This window comes from Hoeflea sp. TYP-13, assembly GCF_040932035.1.
Lineage (GTDB): Bacteria > Pseudomonadota > Alphaproteobacteria > Rhizobiales > Rhizobiaceae > Hoeflea_A.
Map to the genome: position 1 here is coordinate 1,040,092 of NZ_JBFRBB010000001.1, position 15,303 is coordinate 1,055,394.

Annotated in this window: 16 protein-coding genes; 13 read left to right on the top strand and 3 right to left on the bottom strand. The window is 57.8% G+C overall.

The window, feature by feature from the left end; translation table 11 throughout:
* Nucleotides 1-3: 3 nt before the first annotated feature.
* From ABVT35_RS04810 to ABVT35_RS04855, 10 genes are all read left to right on the top strand, one after another.
* On the top strand, nucleotides 4-945 hold the full coding sequence (locus ABVT35_RS04810; protein WP_368465143.1) for an ABC transporter permease: 942 nt from the start codon (nucleotides 4-6) through the stop codon (nucleotides 943-945).
* Between the two features lie 19 nt (nucleotides 946-964).
* Nucleotides 965-2,014: a zinc-binding dehydrogenase gene (locus ABVT35_RS04815; RefSeq protein ID WP_368465144.1), complete on the top strand. Its 1,050-nt coding sequence runs from the start codon at nucleotides 965-967 to the stop codon at nucleotides 2,012-2,014.
* Nucleotides 2,015-2,068: 54 nt separating this feature from the next.
* A complete protein-coding gene (locus ABVT35_RS04820) occupies nucleotides 2,069-2,638 on the top strand; it encodes a flavodoxin family protein (RefSeq protein ID WP_368465145.1) in 570 nt (189 codons plus the stop codon).
* Nucleotides 2,638-2,937, top strand: a complete 300-nt coding sequence (locus tag ABVT35_RS04825; protein ID WP_368465146.1) for a putative quinol monooxygenase — start codon at nucleotides 2,638-2,640, stop codon at nucleotides 2,935-2,937. The genes ABVT35_RS04820 and ABVT35_RS04825 overlap by 1 nt, the downstream gene beginning before the upstream one ends.
* A 48-nt stretch (nucleotides 2,938-2,985) precedes the next feature.
* Nucleotides 2,986-4,485, top strand: a complete 1,500-nt coding sequence (locus ABVT35_RS04830) for an aldehyde dehydrogenase family protein (RefSeq protein ID WP_368465147.1) — start codon at nucleotides 2,986-2,988, stop codon at nucleotides 4,483-4,485.
* Nucleotides 4,485-6,083, top strand: coding sequence for a GMC family oxidoreductase (locus ABVT35_RS04835; protein ID WP_368465148.1), 1,599 nt, complete (start codon nucleotides 4,485-4,487; stop codon nucleotides 6,081-6,083). The genes ABVT35_RS04830 and ABVT35_RS04835 overlap by 1 nt, the downstream gene beginning before the upstream one ends.
* Before the next feature lie 150 nt (nucleotides 6,084-6,233).
* Nucleotides 6,234-6,827 carry a TetR/AcrR family transcriptional regulator gene (locus ABVT35_RS04840; protein WP_368465149.1) on the top strand — a complete coding sequence of 198 codons (594 nt, stop codon included), beginning with the start codon at nucleotides 6,234-6,236 and terminating at the stop codon, nucleotides 6,825-6,827.
* Nucleotides 6,824-7,084, top strand: coding sequence for a hypothetical protein (locus ABVT35_RS04845; RefSeq protein WP_368465150.1), 261 nt, complete (start codon nucleotides 6,824-6,826; stop codon nucleotides 7,082-7,084). The genes ABVT35_RS04840 and ABVT35_RS04845 overlap by 4 nt, the downstream gene beginning before the upstream one ends.
* Entirely contained in the window at nucleotides 7,081-8,235 is a 1,155-nt protein-coding gene (locus ABVT35_RS04850; protein WP_368465151.1) for an SRPBCC family protein, read from the top strand. Before ABVT35_RS04845 ends, ABVT35_RS04850 begins: the two co-directional genes overlap by 4 nt.
* Nucleotides 8,232-9,293 (top strand): 2Fe-2S iron-sulfur cluster-binding protein, encoded by a 1,062-nt coding sequence (locus ABVT35_RS04855; RefSeq protein ID WP_368465152.1) that lies wholly within the window; start codon nucleotides 8,232-8,234, stop codon nucleotides 9,291-9,293. Before ABVT35_RS04850 ends, ABVT35_RS04855 begins: the two co-directional genes overlap by 4 nt.
* Nucleotides 9,294-9,377: 84 nt before the next feature.
* Here ABVT35_RS04855 and ABVT35_RS04860 read toward each other — a convergent pair whose 3' ends face one another.
* Nucleotides 9,378-10,196: an aldo/keto reductase gene (locus tag ABVT35_RS04860; RefSeq protein ID WP_368465153.1), complete on the bottom strand. Its 819-nt coding sequence runs from the start codon at nucleotides 10,194-10,196 to the stop codon at nucleotides 9,378-9,380.
* A 236-nt stretch (nucleotides 10,197-10,432) separates the two neighbouring features.
* Here ABVT35_RS04860 and ABVT35_RS04865 point away from each other — a divergent pair, with 236 nt between their 5' ends.
* The 3 genes from ABVT35_RS04865 to ABVT35_RS04875 all read left to right on the top strand — a co-directional run bounded on the left by ABVT35_RS04865 (nucleotide 10,433) and on the right by ABVT35_RS04875 (nucleotide 13,663).
* Complete coding sequence (locus ABVT35_RS04865) at nucleotides 10,433-12,016, top strand: acyl CoA:acetate/3-ketoacid CoA transferase (RefSeq protein WP_368465154.1); 1,584 nt, start codon at nucleotides 10,433-10,435, stop codon at nucleotides 12,014-12,016.
* Between the two features lie 66 nt (nucleotides 12,017-12,082).
* Nucleotides 12,083-12,394 carry a Dabb family protein gene (locus ABVT35_RS04870; RefSeq protein ID WP_368465155.1) on the top strand — a complete coding sequence of 104 codons (312 nt, stop codon included), beginning with the start codon at nucleotides 12,083-12,085 and terminating at the stop codon, nucleotides 12,392-12,394.
* A 6-nt stretch (nucleotides 12,395-12,400) separates the two neighbouring features.
* Complete coding sequence (locus ABVT35_RS04875; protein WP_368465156.1) at nucleotides 12,401-13,663, top strand: glycerate kinase; 1,263 nt, start codon at nucleotides 12,401-12,403, stop codon at nucleotides 13,661-13,663.
* Here ABVT35_RS04875 and ABVT35_RS04880 read toward each other — a convergent pair.
* Together ABVT35_RS04880 and ABVT35_RS04885 are read right to left on the bottom strand one after the other, a co-directional pair.
* Nucleotides 13,647-14,129 carry a MaoC family dehydratase gene (locus tag ABVT35_RS04880; RefSeq protein ID WP_368465157.1) on the bottom strand — a complete coding sequence of 161 codons (483 nt, stop codon included), beginning with the start codon at nucleotides 14,127-14,129 and terminating at the stop codon, nucleotides 13,647-13,649. The two genes, ABVT35_RS04875 and ABVT35_RS04880, sit on opposite strands and share 17 nt — an antisense overlap.
* A 7-nt stretch (nucleotides 14,130-14,136) precedes the next feature.
* The gene (locus tag ABVT35_RS04885) at nucleotides 14,137-15,159 is read right to left on the bottom strand and encodes an aldo/keto reductase (protein ID WP_368465158.1); all 1,023 of its coding nucleotides are present in this window, start codon (nucleotides 15,157-15,159) and stop codon (nucleotides 14,137-14,139) included.
* Nucleotides 15,160-15,303 lie beyond the last annotated feature (144 nt).

Consider the following 15,303-nt stretch of genomic DNA (forward strand, 5'->3'; position numbering starts at 1 on the left):
ACCATGGATCTTGAAAAACTGAAGCGTCACTTTCCCTGGATCACCCTTGTGGTGCTGACCCTGCTGGTTGGCCTGATGGATCCGAATTTTTTGCGCCCGCATAATCTCATCCAGCTGGCCGGTGATATATCGACGCTGTTCATCATGGCGCTTGGCATCACCTTCGTCATCTATATCGGCGGCATCGATCTGTCAGCCCAGTCGGTTGCCAATATGACCACGGTTCTGGCGACGATTTCGCTACCGCTGTTCGGCGTCTGGGCAGGTGTTTTTTGCATCGTGATCGGGCTGGGTTTCGGGGCGGTTTCCGGCTTTGTTACAACCAGGCTGAAAGTACCCTCGTTCATCGCGACGCTCGCCGTTGGTGGCCTGGCGCTTTCAGTCGGGCAATACGCATCCGGCCAGCGCGCCCTTTATATGGACGCGACGCTTCGCGATCAGGCATTTGGATGGATGATTGGAACGACAGCCGGCATTCCGCACGAACTGATCATCGCGATCATCCTCCTTCTCCTTGCCTATTTTGTGCAGAACCGCACGACAACCGGACGAGCGCTGAAAGCCATCGGCGCGGGTGAACTTGCCGCTGTCGCATCCGGTCTTAAGGTCGATCAGTACAAGATCATGGCCTTTGCGTTTTCCGGAATGTTCGCGGCCATTGCCGGATTGCTGTTCTCGGTAAAGCTTGCCGGCGGATCACCGACACTTGCCGAGGGCTTTCTGCTGCCGGCAATCGTCGCTGTTCTGGTTGGCGGAACGCCGCTGACCGGCGGTGTCGGCGGTGTGCTCAATACCGCCATTGGCGCGATGATCGTTGCCGTGGTGCGCACCAGCATGCTTTATCTGGAGATACCGGCAACCAGCCAGCAGATTTTCTTCGGTGTCGTTCTCATCGCGGCAATTGCACTGACGATCGACCGCAGCAAAATGCGGATCGTGAAGTAGCGATGGGAGGGGGCCGATCATGTCAACAATGAAAGCGGCGGTGCTGGTTGCTCCGGGACGGTTCGAAGTGTCAGACGTGCCTATGCCAGAAATCGGGCCGGATGAGGTTCTCATCTGGGTCGAGCGATGCGGCATATGCGGCACCGATGTCCATATTTTTAACGGCCACTATTCGGCGCATAACCTCCCCTTGATCCCCGGGCACGAGCTCGCCGGAACCATTGCCGGGCTCGGTGAAAATGTTACCGGTCTGGAGATCGGAAGAAAGGCCGTCGTCGACATAAATTTCGGATGTGGCAACTGCTTTTACTGCCGCAGAAACGAGATTCTCAATTGTGCATCGGTTGAACAACTCGGCATAGGGAGGGACGGTGCCTTTGCGGAATTTGTCAGCGTTCCGCAGCGCCATGTCATCACTGCGCCGGACGATGTACCGTTTGAGATCCTGGCGCTGGTCGAGCCGGTTGCCTGCGTCGTTCGGGCCACCAGGAAGGCGAATGTCGGGATCGGGCAATCCGCCGTGGTGCTTGGGGCAGGGCCGATCGGCAACATGCATATTCAGCTCCTGCGCCTTGCCGGGGCCGCGCCCGTTGTCGTTCTTGAGGCCAATCCATACCGCGCGGAACTTGCCGTTGCCGCAGGCGCGGACGCTGTGGTTTCGGATGCGCTGGAACTGAAAGCGGTCGTTAGCGATCTCACAGACGGACGTGGTGCGGATGTCGCTGTGGAGTGTGTCGGCATTCCCGAACTCTACCGCCTGGCGTTCGATGTCATTCGTCCGGGCGGACATGTGTCCGCCTTCGGACTGGCGGCAGAGGGGGAATCCCATTCCCTGCCGTTGCTCGAGACGGTGCTGAGAGAAAACTCGCTCAAGGGTTCGGTCGCCGGGATGGGGCAAGACATGCACGATGCTCTGGTGCTGCTGCGGCATGGGCGGCTTCGCACAGATGCTTTTACCGGCAGCGCCATCGGCATCGACAGGATTCAAACCGCCTTCGAAGGCAATGACATGCCTTCCGGTCAATTAAAGATGTCCGTGGTGATGGATAGCGCTGCCGTATCCGCGTGACGGCGGAATGCAGCGCGCGGATTGAATATCAAACGTTCATGGATGGAGTTTGTTTTGGGAAAGATACTGGTCATTTACGACAGCGAAAGCGACAGGCGGTTCACCGAAAGTTCGGTCCAATATGTGCGCCAGGGGGCGGAGCGGGTCGAAGGCATGGATATTCGGGTCAAGCATGTAGACGAGGCCGAGACGAAAGACGTCTTTTGGGCAGATGGTATAGCCGTTGGCTGTCCAACCCATCTGGGCGGTGTTTCCTGGAAGATGAAACGGTGGTGGGATGACCGCACGCCGGATATCTGGTTCAAGACCGATGGCAAATTCGCCGTTCCGTTCACGTCGGCGGGATCGCTGGGCGGTGGCGGCGAGCTGTGCTGCATGGCGCTGTCAATCATGATGATGAACATGGGCTATTTTGTCTTTGGCATCACCGACTATGTGGCCAAGAAAGAAAGTCTTCACTACGGCGCCGTCTTTGCGGGTGAGCCGCGCTCGGACGCAGCCATTGAAGCATGCCGCCGCGCCGGTCAGCGCCTTGCCGAGTGGGTTGGCTACTACATGGAGGGCCGCAAGGACCTGCACCCGCTTGATGCAAAATATCAGCGTTTCTGGGAGCTCGCGGACTGATGGAAAAAGCGCGTCTTCTAGTCGAACTCAACGTTAAACCGGAAGAGCTGGACGCTTTCCGCAAGATGTTTCACGAGGAGTTCATGTCACGCTCGCGGAGCGAGGATGGTTGCGAATTGTACCAGCTTTGGCATGACCCGATGGCACCTAACAAGATGACCATCGTCGAGGTCTGGTCAAGCCAGGCCCATCTCGACGCACATCTGGCACAGGAATGGTTCACCGAATGGGCGCCCAGAATGGAAGCCGCTCAGGCGACGCCGTTGCAGGTGCGGGTAATGGCAAATTTCGAAGACTGACAATTCGGCCCCGCAGTATCCGGGGCCACAAGATCTGACGGAGATCCCATGAACCAAGCAAGCAACATTCTGACGCTGCCAACCGAACCCCGCGATTTCGGTTTCTATCTCGATGGCGGCTGGATTGCGTCGGGGGATCGCGAGGTATTCGAGCGGGCGTCACCAGCCCATGGGGTGCCGGTAACGCGCATTCCGAAATGCACCGGGGATGATCTGAACGCCGCCGTTTCCTCCGCAAGGGCCGCATTTGAAGACCGCCGCTGGTCAGGCCTTTCCGGCGCCGAACGCGCGGCGGTTCTGCTGAGGGCAGCAGCACTGATCCGCGAGCGGTCCGAGGAGATCGCCTATTACGAAACGCTCGAGAACGGAAAGCCGATTTCGCAGTCGCGCGGTGAGGTTGAAGGTGCGGCGAGCATTTACGAATATGCAGCCGGTGCCGCACGGTCGCTGCATGGCGATACGTTCAACAATCTCGGCGACAAGATGCTCGGACTGGTGACGCGCGAGCCGATTGGAGTCGTCGGCCTGATCACGCCCTGGAATTTTCCGTTTTTCATCCTCGCGGAGCGCGTGCCGTTCATTCTTGCCTCAGGCTGCACGATTGTCGCCAAACCCAGCGAGGTGACCTCCGCGACGACGCTTCTGATGGCTGAAATCCTGACGGATGCTGGGTTGCCAGCAGGCGCCTTCAACGTGGTGACCGGGTCCGGAAGCGAGATCGGCCAGGCGCTTATCGAGCACAATGATGTCGACATGGTTTCCTTCACCGGCTCGACAGCCGTCGGGCGCAGGCTCTTGCAGGCGGCAACCGGCAATTTCAAACGCCTCGGGCTTGAGCTCGGCGGCAAAAATCCGCAGATCGTCTTTGCCGATGCGAACCTCGAGGACGCCGCCGATGGCGTCGTCTTCGGCATTTGCTTTAATGCCGGCCAGTGCTGCGTCAGCGGCAGCCGGCTTTTGGTGGAGCGCTCCGTTGCAGCGGAATTTGAGGCCCTGCTTGTCAAAAAACTGTCGCAGGTCAGAACCGGCGACCCGCTCGACCCGCAAACCCAGGTCGGCGCCATAACCACGCCGGCGCAGGCCAAAACCATCCTGCGGCACCTGCGCGGCGGCCCGGAAGAGGGTGCGCGGTTGGCCTGTGGCGGCAGCGTGATCGAGACGGATGCGGGACAGTTCATCGAGCCCACTTTGTTTTCTGACGTGACGCCCGAAATGGCGCTTGCAAGTGAGGAGATTTTCGGCCCCGTTCTTTCAATGCAGAGCTTTGGCAGTGTCGGCGAAGCTGTTGAAATGGCTAATGATACCGAATACGGCCTGGCCGCCAGCATCTGGACGAAGGACCTTGACAAGGCAGTCGCGACAATGCGCCAGGTGCAGGCGGGCCGTGTCTGGGTTAATACGACGATAACCGGCGGTCCGGAGATGCCGATCGGCGGTTTCAAGCAGTCGGGCTGGGGCCGCGAGACCGGCGCCTATGGCGTCGAGGAGTATACGCAGGTTAAATCTGTCCATATTGAGTTGGGCGAGCGGGTGCACTGGGTTTCGTGATGACAAAAAAGGGTTACGACTACATCATAGTTGGCGGCGGATCTGCCGGGTGCGTGCTTGCAAACAGGTTGTCAGAGCTTCCCGATGCACGGGTATTGCTGCTGGAGGCTGGCGGCCGTGACAGAAACCCCTTCATCCACATGCCCGTCGGCTTTGCCAAGATGACCTCCGGGCCTCTGACCTGGGGTCTTGCGACGGCACCGCAAAAACACGCCAAGAACCGGGAAATCCCTTATGCGCAGGCGAAAGTCATCGGCGGTGGCAGCTCGATCAATGCCGAGGTCTTTACGCGCGGAAATGCGGTCGACTATGACCGCTGGGCGCAGGAAGAGGGATGCCCGGGCTGGTCGTTTAAGGAAATCCAGCCCTATTTTCTCCGTTCCGAGGGCAACAACAGGCTGGCCGGCGACTATCACGGTACCGATGGTCCGCTTGGCGTATCCGATATCAAGTCTCCGCAGCCGCTGACACTTGCCTTCGCGCAGTCCTGCCAGCAACTCGGTATGCCGCACAACCCGGATTTCAACGGACCCGTACAGGAAGGGGCAGGGGTCTATCAGACAACGATCCGAAATGCGCGCAGAAGTTCGGCAGCCGTCGCCTATCTTTGGCCGGTCGCAAGTCGCAAGAACCTGACCATCGAAACCGGCTGCACGACGACCCGCATTCTTTTTTCAGGAAACCGCGCGACAGGGGTCGAGTATAGAAGGGGCGGCCAGCTGCGCCGCGTCATGGCCGACAGCGAGGTCATCGTCACGGCCGGTGCCATCGGTTCACCGAAAATCATGATGCTGTCCGGGATCGGGCCGGCGGATCATCTCAAATCGCATGGGATCGATGTTGCCCACGACCTTTCCGGTGTCGGGCAGAACCTGAATGACCATTTCGGCATAGACATCGTTTGCGAGCTGAAGGGTCCGACGAGCCTCGACAAATACAACAAGCCGCACTGGATGATGTGGGCCGGACTGCAATATGTGCTGTTCAAGTCGGGACCGGTTGCCTCGAATGTCGTCGAAGGCGGCGCCTTCTGGTATGGCGATAAGAGCCAGCCGGTGCCGGACCTGCAGTTTCACTTCCTGGCAGGCGCCGGCGTCGAAGAGGGCGTGCCGGCGATCCCGTCCGGTTCAGGATGCACGCTCAACTCCTACACATTGCGACCGAAAAGCCGGGGCACCGTTACGCTGCGCACGGCAAATCCGGCGGACAACCCTATCGTCGATCCGAATTTCATCGCCCATCCCGACGACCTGAAAACCTCCGTCGAAGGCATCAAGATCAGCCGCGAGATCGTGAACCAGCCGGCGCTCGGCAAATATGTCAAGCGTGAGCACTTCCCGAGTTCCGACGTAAAGACGCAAAGTGACTACGAAGAATATGCCCGCCAGTACGGTCGCACCTCCTATCACCCGAGCGGCACCTGCAAGATGGGCTCTGACGACATGGCGGTCGTCGATCCGCAATTGCGTGTACGCGGGCTGGAGGGCATCAGAATCTGCGATTCCTCCGTGATGCCCAGCCTGATCGGCTCAAACACCAACGCGCCGACGATCATGATTGCGGAAAAGGCCAGCGACATGATCAGAGGCAACCAATAATCACATCCTCCCAAGCAAACTGGGCGGCCATTGAGCCGCCCTTTTTTGTGAGATCTGGTCTCTGGACCAATCAATCAATAAACTGTCATTATTGACAGTTTATTGATTGATTCCTACATACCGGTCAATCGCATTAACCGGGATTGAAAAATGGCCCGCCCTTCGCTGAAGAATGAAAGAAGAGAACAGATACTGACGGCCTATGTGAGTACGGTCTCCAAGCACGGGCTGTCTGGTGCAACGCTGGAAGCCATTGCTTCGGAAGCCGAGCTGAAACGTCCCCTGGTCAGGCACCATCTGGGCAACAAGGAAGCCATGTTCGAACAGTTGGTCGAACATGTCATCGGCGAGTTCAGCAAACAAACCAGGCAACTGATGGATGTTCTTCCGCCATCCGGTCGCGTTGAAGCGTTGATAGAAATCCTCCTGGGAGCACCTCAGGATAAGACCACCCCGGAGTTGGTCTTCGCTTTTGCCGAACTCACGATGAAAAGTGTTTCCGACAGGGTCTTGGCTTCCAGGCTCGCAGCCAGCGTTGCCGAATTCGAGACTGCTTTGGCCACGGAAATTCACCACGAATATTCGTCTGTTCCGAAGGCCAGGATACGCGCTGTCGCCCATGGCATTGCGTCCATTTACTTCAACAGCGTTTCTTTGGCCCCTCTCGCACTTGGCACGTCGGAAGCCCGAAGCGCTGCCGATATCCTCATCCAATCCCTAAGAGAAAAGAAACGGACAAAATGAACGCACGTGTCTCCAATTACATCGCATTTGCGGCACTCATGGTCTCCACCGCCCTTGGTTACTGGTTCGTCTGGGGGCTCCTGTTTGTGTATTGGGCGATCCCGAGTTTCTATTCCGGTCATGCCTTTCTGCTCACAGATGTTGTCCGGGACGAAGATCCGGCCCTGTTCTGGCTGGTGCAAATTGCCTGGATCGTCCTTGGCGCGCTTCTCGTCATGCACGATGTCTTCCCACAGATCGGAGTTGGACGCTCATGAGCAAGATGCTGCATAATTTGCCTGTTGAGGCCTACACATCTCAGGACTGGTTCGATCGTGAACAGCGCCAGATCTTTTCGAATACCTGGCGCTATGCCGGTCTCATGGAAGATGTCAGCGAGCCGGGGCAATACATCAGCGTCCAGGCGGGTTTGAACAACATTTTCATCGTCATGGGGCGCGACAGGCGTCTAAGGGCGTTCCACAATATTTGCCGTCATCGCGGAACACAGCTCATTCGCGCGGTCGGCAAGACGCAAAAGGCGCTGACGTGTCCCTACCATGACTGGACCTACGATCTTGAAGGCAATCTGGTTTCCGTCCCCGACGAGGAGCGGGAGTTTGGGGAGATTGACAAAACCTGCCTCGGGCTGAAACCCGCCGGTGTCGACATCTGGAAAAGCATGATTTTTGTGCATCCCGACCCGAATGCGGGCTCGATCGTGGATTGGTTTGGCAAGATTGACGCCCTAATCGGGCCTCATGTTCCAGAAGAGCTGCCGGAATACGAAGAGGCCCGAAACAGCTACGAAATAAAGGCGAACTGGAAGATTGTCGTTGAGAATTACATCGATGTCTATCATCTGTCGCACCTGCATTCAGGCACGCTGCATATGTATGACCACGCCAAAGCGGAATATGGATTTGTCGGGCCGCACTTCATGTTCTGGGAGCCACCGGTCCGGGAATATTCAGAGGATCAGGACAAGAAACTGGCCGCGCCGCGCATTATCCCCAAGGATCAGAACGGCGTCTGGGTGCCGATGCTGTTTCCCGGCATCGGTATTGGCGCCGCAGAGGATGGCTGGAACATCTTCATTGTTGAACCCCTCGCGCCAAATCTGACACGGGTCACCAACCGAAGCCGTGTCGCGAATGCAAGCGCCTGGGAATTTTCCAAACAAGAGATGCGGTCAGCCGGTTTCTGGTCGAATTTCGGTTTAAGTGGAAAATACGAGGCTGACGACGCACAATCCGGTGATGATCCGATGGCGAGTGGCGATTTTACGGCTGAGGACATCTACGCCTGTGAACAGCAGCAGAAGTCCCTCTATTCCCCGCACTATGAAGTCGGTCCTGCCGCCGCTGGAGAAAGCCCCGTACTGGATCATCAAAAGATTGTGCTGGAATGGCTGGAGGGAGCGACGTGAGCCGCGAGTTCCACCCTCTGACCGTTCTCGACGTCAGCGACGAAATCGGCGGCATGGCCAAAACCGTTGTATTTGACATGCCGGATCGTCTGAAGGAGACCTTTGCCTGGCGAGCGGGGCAGCATCTGTCTGTCCGGTTCGTCCTGAATGGCAAAGAGGAGCGTCGCAGCTACTCGATTTGCTCATCTCCGGTGTCAGGTGAATCTCTGCGGATCACGGTCAAGCGTAATAAAGACGGGCTTGTCAGTAATCACATCAACGATACCGTGAAAAAGGGCGACGTCATTGATGTGATGCCTCCCTTTGGTACGTTTTGCCTTGATGCAGCGCCAAACCTGCGCCGGACGCATTATTTTTTCGGAGCCGGGTCGGGCATCACTCCGCTGTTTGCGATGTTGCATTCGGTGATGTGCTGTGAACCGCACTCTACGGTCCATCTCGCATACGGAAACAAAAACGCCGAGAGCATTTTGTTCCGCGAATCCCTCGCTGAGCTCAGCGAAACCCACGCAGGCCGGCTAGGCATACATCACGTGCTGTCGGCCCCTTCCATGTGGTCCGGATTTGCCTGCTGGCGAAAGGGGACTGTCGATGAAACGGCCGTCGAAGCGCTCATCACCGGGAATCCGCCTTATGCCCAGGACGCCCAATATTATGTCTGCGGTCCGGGTGGAATGAACAAAACCGTCAGGCAGGCCTTGATGTCACTCGATGTCCCCGCCAACCGCATTCACATGGAAAGCTACTGCAACACGGCCGAGATCGATGACACGATCAAAGGCGTTGCGGCGACCGCCAGGATTACTCTCAAAGGCAAGACCCGTGACATTCAGATTTCGCAAGACCAAACGGTGCTTGAGGCCGCACGACGCGCTGGATTGGTGCCGCCCTTTTCGTGCCAGTCCGGAGTGTGCGGTGCCTGCCGGGCAAATCTGAAAGACGGCTCGGTCCATATGCGCGCGAGAACGGCCTTGGAAGATGCCGAAATAGACAACGGGAAAGTGCTGACCTGTCAGTCGGTTCCCACATCGGAACGCCTCTCAATCGTCTATGATTGAGTGCCCGGGTCCTGCTGAGGCGGGCAAAAGCCTGTTGTCGTCGTCGGGCTGTTCTTTGTCGATGGCCCTGATTGGGCAGGGGACTTAATCCCAATCGGGCGCCCAGGGCACCAGGCTTTCGTCGACGATGCGGAAGCCGGTCCCGGTTAATGCATCGATCCTTGCCATATCGATGTTGGAGAGGGTGAAATCCATGACGTCGAAATTGGCGCTGATGTTGTGAGGCTTGGTCGACATCGTGTTGATTGAAACACCCTTTTGCAGGATCCAGCGCAGGACGATCTGGCCCGGCGTTTTGCCGTAGGCTTCGGCGATTTCGGCAAAGAGCGGGTACTTGAACACCTCACCGCGTGCCACCGAACAGTAGGATGAAAGCGGAATGCCCGTCTCCAGCGAAGCGGTGTGCAATACATCCTGATTAAGCAGAGGGTGGAACTCCACCTGGTTGGTGGAAAGCGGCGTGTCGATGATTTCTTTCGCGTCGCGCATCATCTGCGCCGTGTAATTGGAAACGCCGATATGCCGCGCGTAGCCTTGCTTATGTGCCTTTTCGAGCAGCTTCAGGGAAGGCGCGATGTCGCCACCGACCGGAGGCCAATGCAGGAGAAGTACGTCGACATAGTCGGTGCGCAGCTTTTCGAGGCTCTCTTCAACAGACGGCAGGAAGTGCTCCTCGGGAAAATTGTCGGGGTGAACTTTTGTGGTCACACACAATTCGCTTCTCGGAATGCCAATCTGTTGCAGCGTTTCGCCGACCTCTGCCTCGTTGCCATACATTTGCGCCGTATCGATTGACCGGTAGCCGGTTTCGATGGCGTGCATCAGCGATTGCTTCAGTTCCTCGCCCTTAAGCGGGAAAGTTCCGAAGGAACGCTGATGGGTCTTTTCAAAATAGATTCGCATGGCCGGTTCTCGCATATAAAACTAACTGGTTACTTACTAAAGCCTAATTTGGCTGTTTTGGCAAGAATGACGGCATTCACGATTTTCCGCAATGGCTGAATCGGTGGGCTGGAGGTGTTTTTGAAAATTGTTTGTCGGAAATATGCAGCCGGAGCGCTTGATTATCAGGGTGAAATCAGCATATAAATAACGAACTAGTTACTTAATAAAGGCAATCGGAACGGCGAGGGACGGATATGTCGAAAATCAAGAGCGCATCCGAAGCAGCGGGACAGGTGAGGAATGGTGCCGTCATCGCCGTCAACGCGTCGAGCGGCCTTTGCTGCCCCGATCAGGTGCTTGAGGCAATAGGCCAACGCTTCGACCGGGAGGCCGCGCCGCGCAGCCTTACAATGGTTCATCCCATTGCCGCCGGAGATATGTTCGGAACCAAGGGGATAGACCACCTTGCCAAGCCCGGGCTGATCTCCACCATCCTTGGCGGCTCTTATCCTTCTGGACCGTCTTCGGCAGAACCGCCACTGATCTGGCAGATGCTCGGCAGCAACGAGATCGCGGCATACAATGTTCCGAGCGGCATTCTGTTCGATATCATGCGCGAGGCAGCGGGAAAACGGCCGGGTGTCCTGACCAAGGTCGGTCTCGACACATTTGCGGACCCGGATCTCGAAGGCTGCGCCATGAACGACGCTGCGCGCGGCAAGCCGATTGTCAGGAAGGTGGAATTTGAAGGCGAGGAGTGGCTTTATTTTCCGGCGCTTGCACCGGACGTCGCTATCATCCGGGCAAGTACGGCGGACGAACGCGGAAACCTGACATTCGAACACGAGGGGGCGTATCTCGGCGCCATGGAGCTGGCGCTCTCGGCGCACAACAATGGCGGCGTGGTGATCGCGCAGGTCAAGCGCATCGCCAAGGCCGGAACGCTCAAACCGCATGATGTCAGGGTGCCCGGCATTCTGGTGGATACGATCGTCGAGGCGCCGGAGCAGTTGCAGACGACCGCGACGAGCTATGATCCGGCCATATCCGGCGAACTGTTCCGGCCGCTCGACACCTTCCGGACCGGCGACTTCGACGTTGCCAAGGTGATTGCGCGGCGTGTCGTCCAGGAGCTTCGATCCGGTTGGGCAGTCAATATCGGCTTTGGCATTTCCGCCAATGTTCCGCGTATCCTGCTTGAAGAGGGGCGCCATGGCGATATCACCTGGGTGATTGAGCAAGGCGCCGTCGGCGGTGTGCCGCTTCTCGACTTCAAATTCGGCTGCTCTTCCAACGCCGAGGCCTTCGTTTCTTCGCCGCACCAATTCACATATTTTCAGGCTGCGGGCTTCGATGCATCGCTGCTTTCGTTCCTCCAGATTGACCGCAACGGATCCGTCAATGTCTCCAAGCTCTCCGCCCGCCCGCATGTGACTGCAGGCTCGGGCGGTTTCGTCGATATCACCGCCAGGGCCGAGCGCATTGTCTTCTCCGGCTATTTCAATGCCGGTGCCAGGCTCGGCATTGCGAGCGGACGGCTGGTTATCGAAAAGGAAGGCAAGATCGCCAAGATTGTGGACGAAGTGGAGCAGGTATCGTTTTCCGGCCGCCGCGCGGTGGAGCAGGGGCAGGACGTCACCTACGTTACCGAGCGCTGTGTGATGAAACTGTCGCCTGCCGGTCTTGTTGTCACCGAGATCGCGCCGGGTGTCGATCTTCAGAAGGATATCCTCGATCAGGCCGGCACACCGTTGACGGTCTCCTCCGAGTTGAAGGTGATGGATGCGGCGTTGTTCTGCCCCGAGCCCTTTGGCCTTGAACTCAGACCGGCTGCGTAACGGCGCAAATTGGCGCCAGATATATGCGGCAAATTTCAAAGACCTTGTCGGGCAAAGGACAAAAACATGATACGCCACTTCGTCATGCTCCGGTTTCGCGATGATGTGACTTCGGAAACCAAAAAAAAGCTGTTTGCGGCGCTGGCGGGTCTTCAGGAGCATCTGCGCGGAATTCGAGGCTTTCACGCGGGCCCCAATGTCAGTGTCGAAACCGATCTCATAAGCGGGTTTCATGATGCTTTCTGGTTTGATTTTGACAATGAGGCGGCACGGGATGCCTACCTGACAGATGGCAGGCACCAAGCCGTCGGAGCGCAAATCGTGGAAAACACGGTCGGTGGAATTGATGGTGTGGTCGTGGTCGATTTGCAGTATTGAAGTCGGATGACAGATGATTCCCGCACCATCCTGACATCGCTGTTCGATGCTGCGATCGCCGCTGCCGATCCGGAGCGCACGATCCGGGCCCATTTGCCGCAAAAACCCAAAGGCAGAACGATTGTTGTTGGAGCAGGCAAAGGGGTCGCCCAGCTTGCCCGCGCGCTCGAAAACAACTGGGACGGTCCGCTCGAGGGCGTTGTCGTCACCCGATACGGCTTCGGTGTTCGCTGCAAGCAGATCGAAGTGCTGGAGGCCGATCATCCGGTGCCGGATAAAAGCGGCCTTGCCGGTTCGCGCCGCTTGCTTGACGCGGTAAGTGACCTCGGGCCGGACGATCTCGTCATCGCGCTGATTTGCGGCGGAGCATCGGCGTTGCTTCCCTGTCCTGCTGAGAATCTGACGCTGGAGGATGAGATTGCACTCAACAGTGCGCTTCTTGCGTCCGGAGCGCCGATTTCAGCAATGAATGCAATCCGCAAACAGGTGTCCGCAATCAAGGGCGGCAGGCTGGCGGCGGCGGCATTTCCGGCAAGAGTGGTCAGCCTGGTTGTCTCGGATATTCCCGGCGATAATCCGGCCGATGTTGGTTCAGGCCCGACCATTGCCGACAATACGACCGCAAAGGATGCCTTGGAGGCAATTGAACGCTACCGGATCGCGCTGCCCGCACAAGTCCTGTCGCATATCAAAGTTGCCGCTTCGCCGGCGCCTTTGCCCGACGACAGTCGTTTCGGCGGTCACGAACATGCCGTCATCGCATCGGCGGGCGTGTCTCTTGAGGCCGCCGCTGAAAAGGCGAGAGCTCTGGGATTTGAGGCCGCGATCCTTTCCGATGCAATCGAGGGCGAAGCGCGCGAGATTGCCCATATGCATGCTGCGATTGCCCGCGAAGTGGCTTCACGCAACCGGCCTTTCAAAAAACCGGTTGTGCTGCTGTCGGGCGGCGAGACGACCGTCACACTGCGCGGTAGCGGCAAAGGCGGAAGAAATACCGAATTCCTGCTGTCCTTCGCGATGGATATTGACGGGCTTGCAAATGTCACGGCCATTGCGGCCGATACGGACGGGATCGACGGGTCGCAGGACAATGCCGGCGCATTTGCCGATGGCTACACGGTCGCCGCTATCCGGCAGGCCGGGCTGGATCCGGCGGCGCTGCTTGCCGGCAATGACGCATGGACAGCATTCGATGCGGTGGGTGCCCTGTTCGTGCCCGGTCCGACGGGCACGAATGTCAATGATCTCAGGGCTATTCTGATCCGTTAGACATTGATCTGCGGAACACCATCAACTGGTTCGATCCAGTCTGGACGATATCGCCGTTCTGATTGGCGACGTCGCATTGCAGTTTGACAATGCCCTTGTCGGGATGCCGCGTGGCACGTTTATCGATGACACACAGCGTTGCCTTGATGGTGTCGCCGATCAGCACCGGCCTTTTGAATGACCAGTCCCAGCCGAGCGAGGCGACCGCGTCAAACCTTGCTTCCGCCCGGTTCTTGAGCCCGTCCACGAGTGAAAGCACCAGAAGCCCGTGGGCGACACGGCCCCCAAAACCATATTGCCGGGCCGTTTCGTCGGACATGTGGATTTCGAAACGGTCGCCGGTCAGGTCGGCAAACCGGTCGATTTGCGAAGCGGTAATTTCCAGAGCCGCGGTTTCAAGCCAATCGCCGATATTCAACGTGTCGTAGTCGTAACGAAGGCATCCCAGTTTCCGCTGTTCCTGCACGACCAATTCAGTTCCCCGCCGGTGTCGGCGCGTCGTCGCGCAAAAGGCCTTTCCGCTTCAGCTCGGCCCAGAATTCCGCCGGGATCGGGTGGCTGAACCAGGCAAGGTTCTTTTCCAACTGCTCGACGGTGCGTGTGCCCGCCGCGAAGGCCGGGACCGCCGGATGGGCGACGACGAACTGGATGGCGGCGGCCGGCAGTGGGACCCCATGCTCGCGGCAGACGGCCTCAATGCCGGAAACGCGTTCCATGATCTCCTTTGGGGCAGGGGCGTAATTGTATTTCGCGCCCTCAATGGCTCCGGTTGCCAGGATGCCGGAGTTGAAGCCGCCGCCGACGACAACTGCGGCATTGCGTTCTTCGCACAGCGGCAGGAACTCGTTGAGTGAATCCTGTTCGAGCAATGTGTAGCGTCCGGCAAGAAGGAAGCAGTCGAAATCCCGTCGCTTCAGGGCTTCATGGCAGACCTCCCACTCATTGACCCCGACGCCGATTGCTTTGACAACGCCTTCGTCGCGCAACTGCGACAGGGCTTTCCAGGCGCCGTCCATCGCATGTTCGAAGACTTCCGGCTGCTCGTTTCCGCGCGTGAAGACGTCGATGTCGTGGATGAAGCAAATGTCCATATGCTCCAGTGCCAGGCGCTGCAGCGAATCCTCAAAGGCCCGCATTGTGCCATCGTAGGAATAGTCAAAGATCATCTCGTTGGGCGCTGCATCGGTCCACGGCGCAAAGTCGATTTCGGAACGTTTTTTGGGCTTGAGGATCCGCCCGACCTTGGATGACAAAACGAGGTCATCGCGGTTTTTCCAGCGCAGCGAGTGGCCGCAGCGAAGTTCCGAAAGGCCGTGCCCGTACATGGGCGCGGTATCAAAATAGCGAACACCCGCATCCCACGCCGTCTGGATCATGGCGTCGGAGGTTTCTTCGTCGATCGGGCGGAAAATATTGCCGATGGGAGCGGCGCCGAAAGCGAAGGGTGTCACGTGCAGATCCACTCTGCCGAATTTCGATTTGTCGGTTAGGTTCATATTCGCCTCACAAGTAACTAGTTAGTTATATAGGATACATTCAATTGCGAAATGCGCAAGCAAATTTTGCTTGTATCGATCTGCCTGACGGGATTGGAGGGGAGGCTTTCCGGCAATTTCCGGCGCCGTCTTGACGTTCCGGAA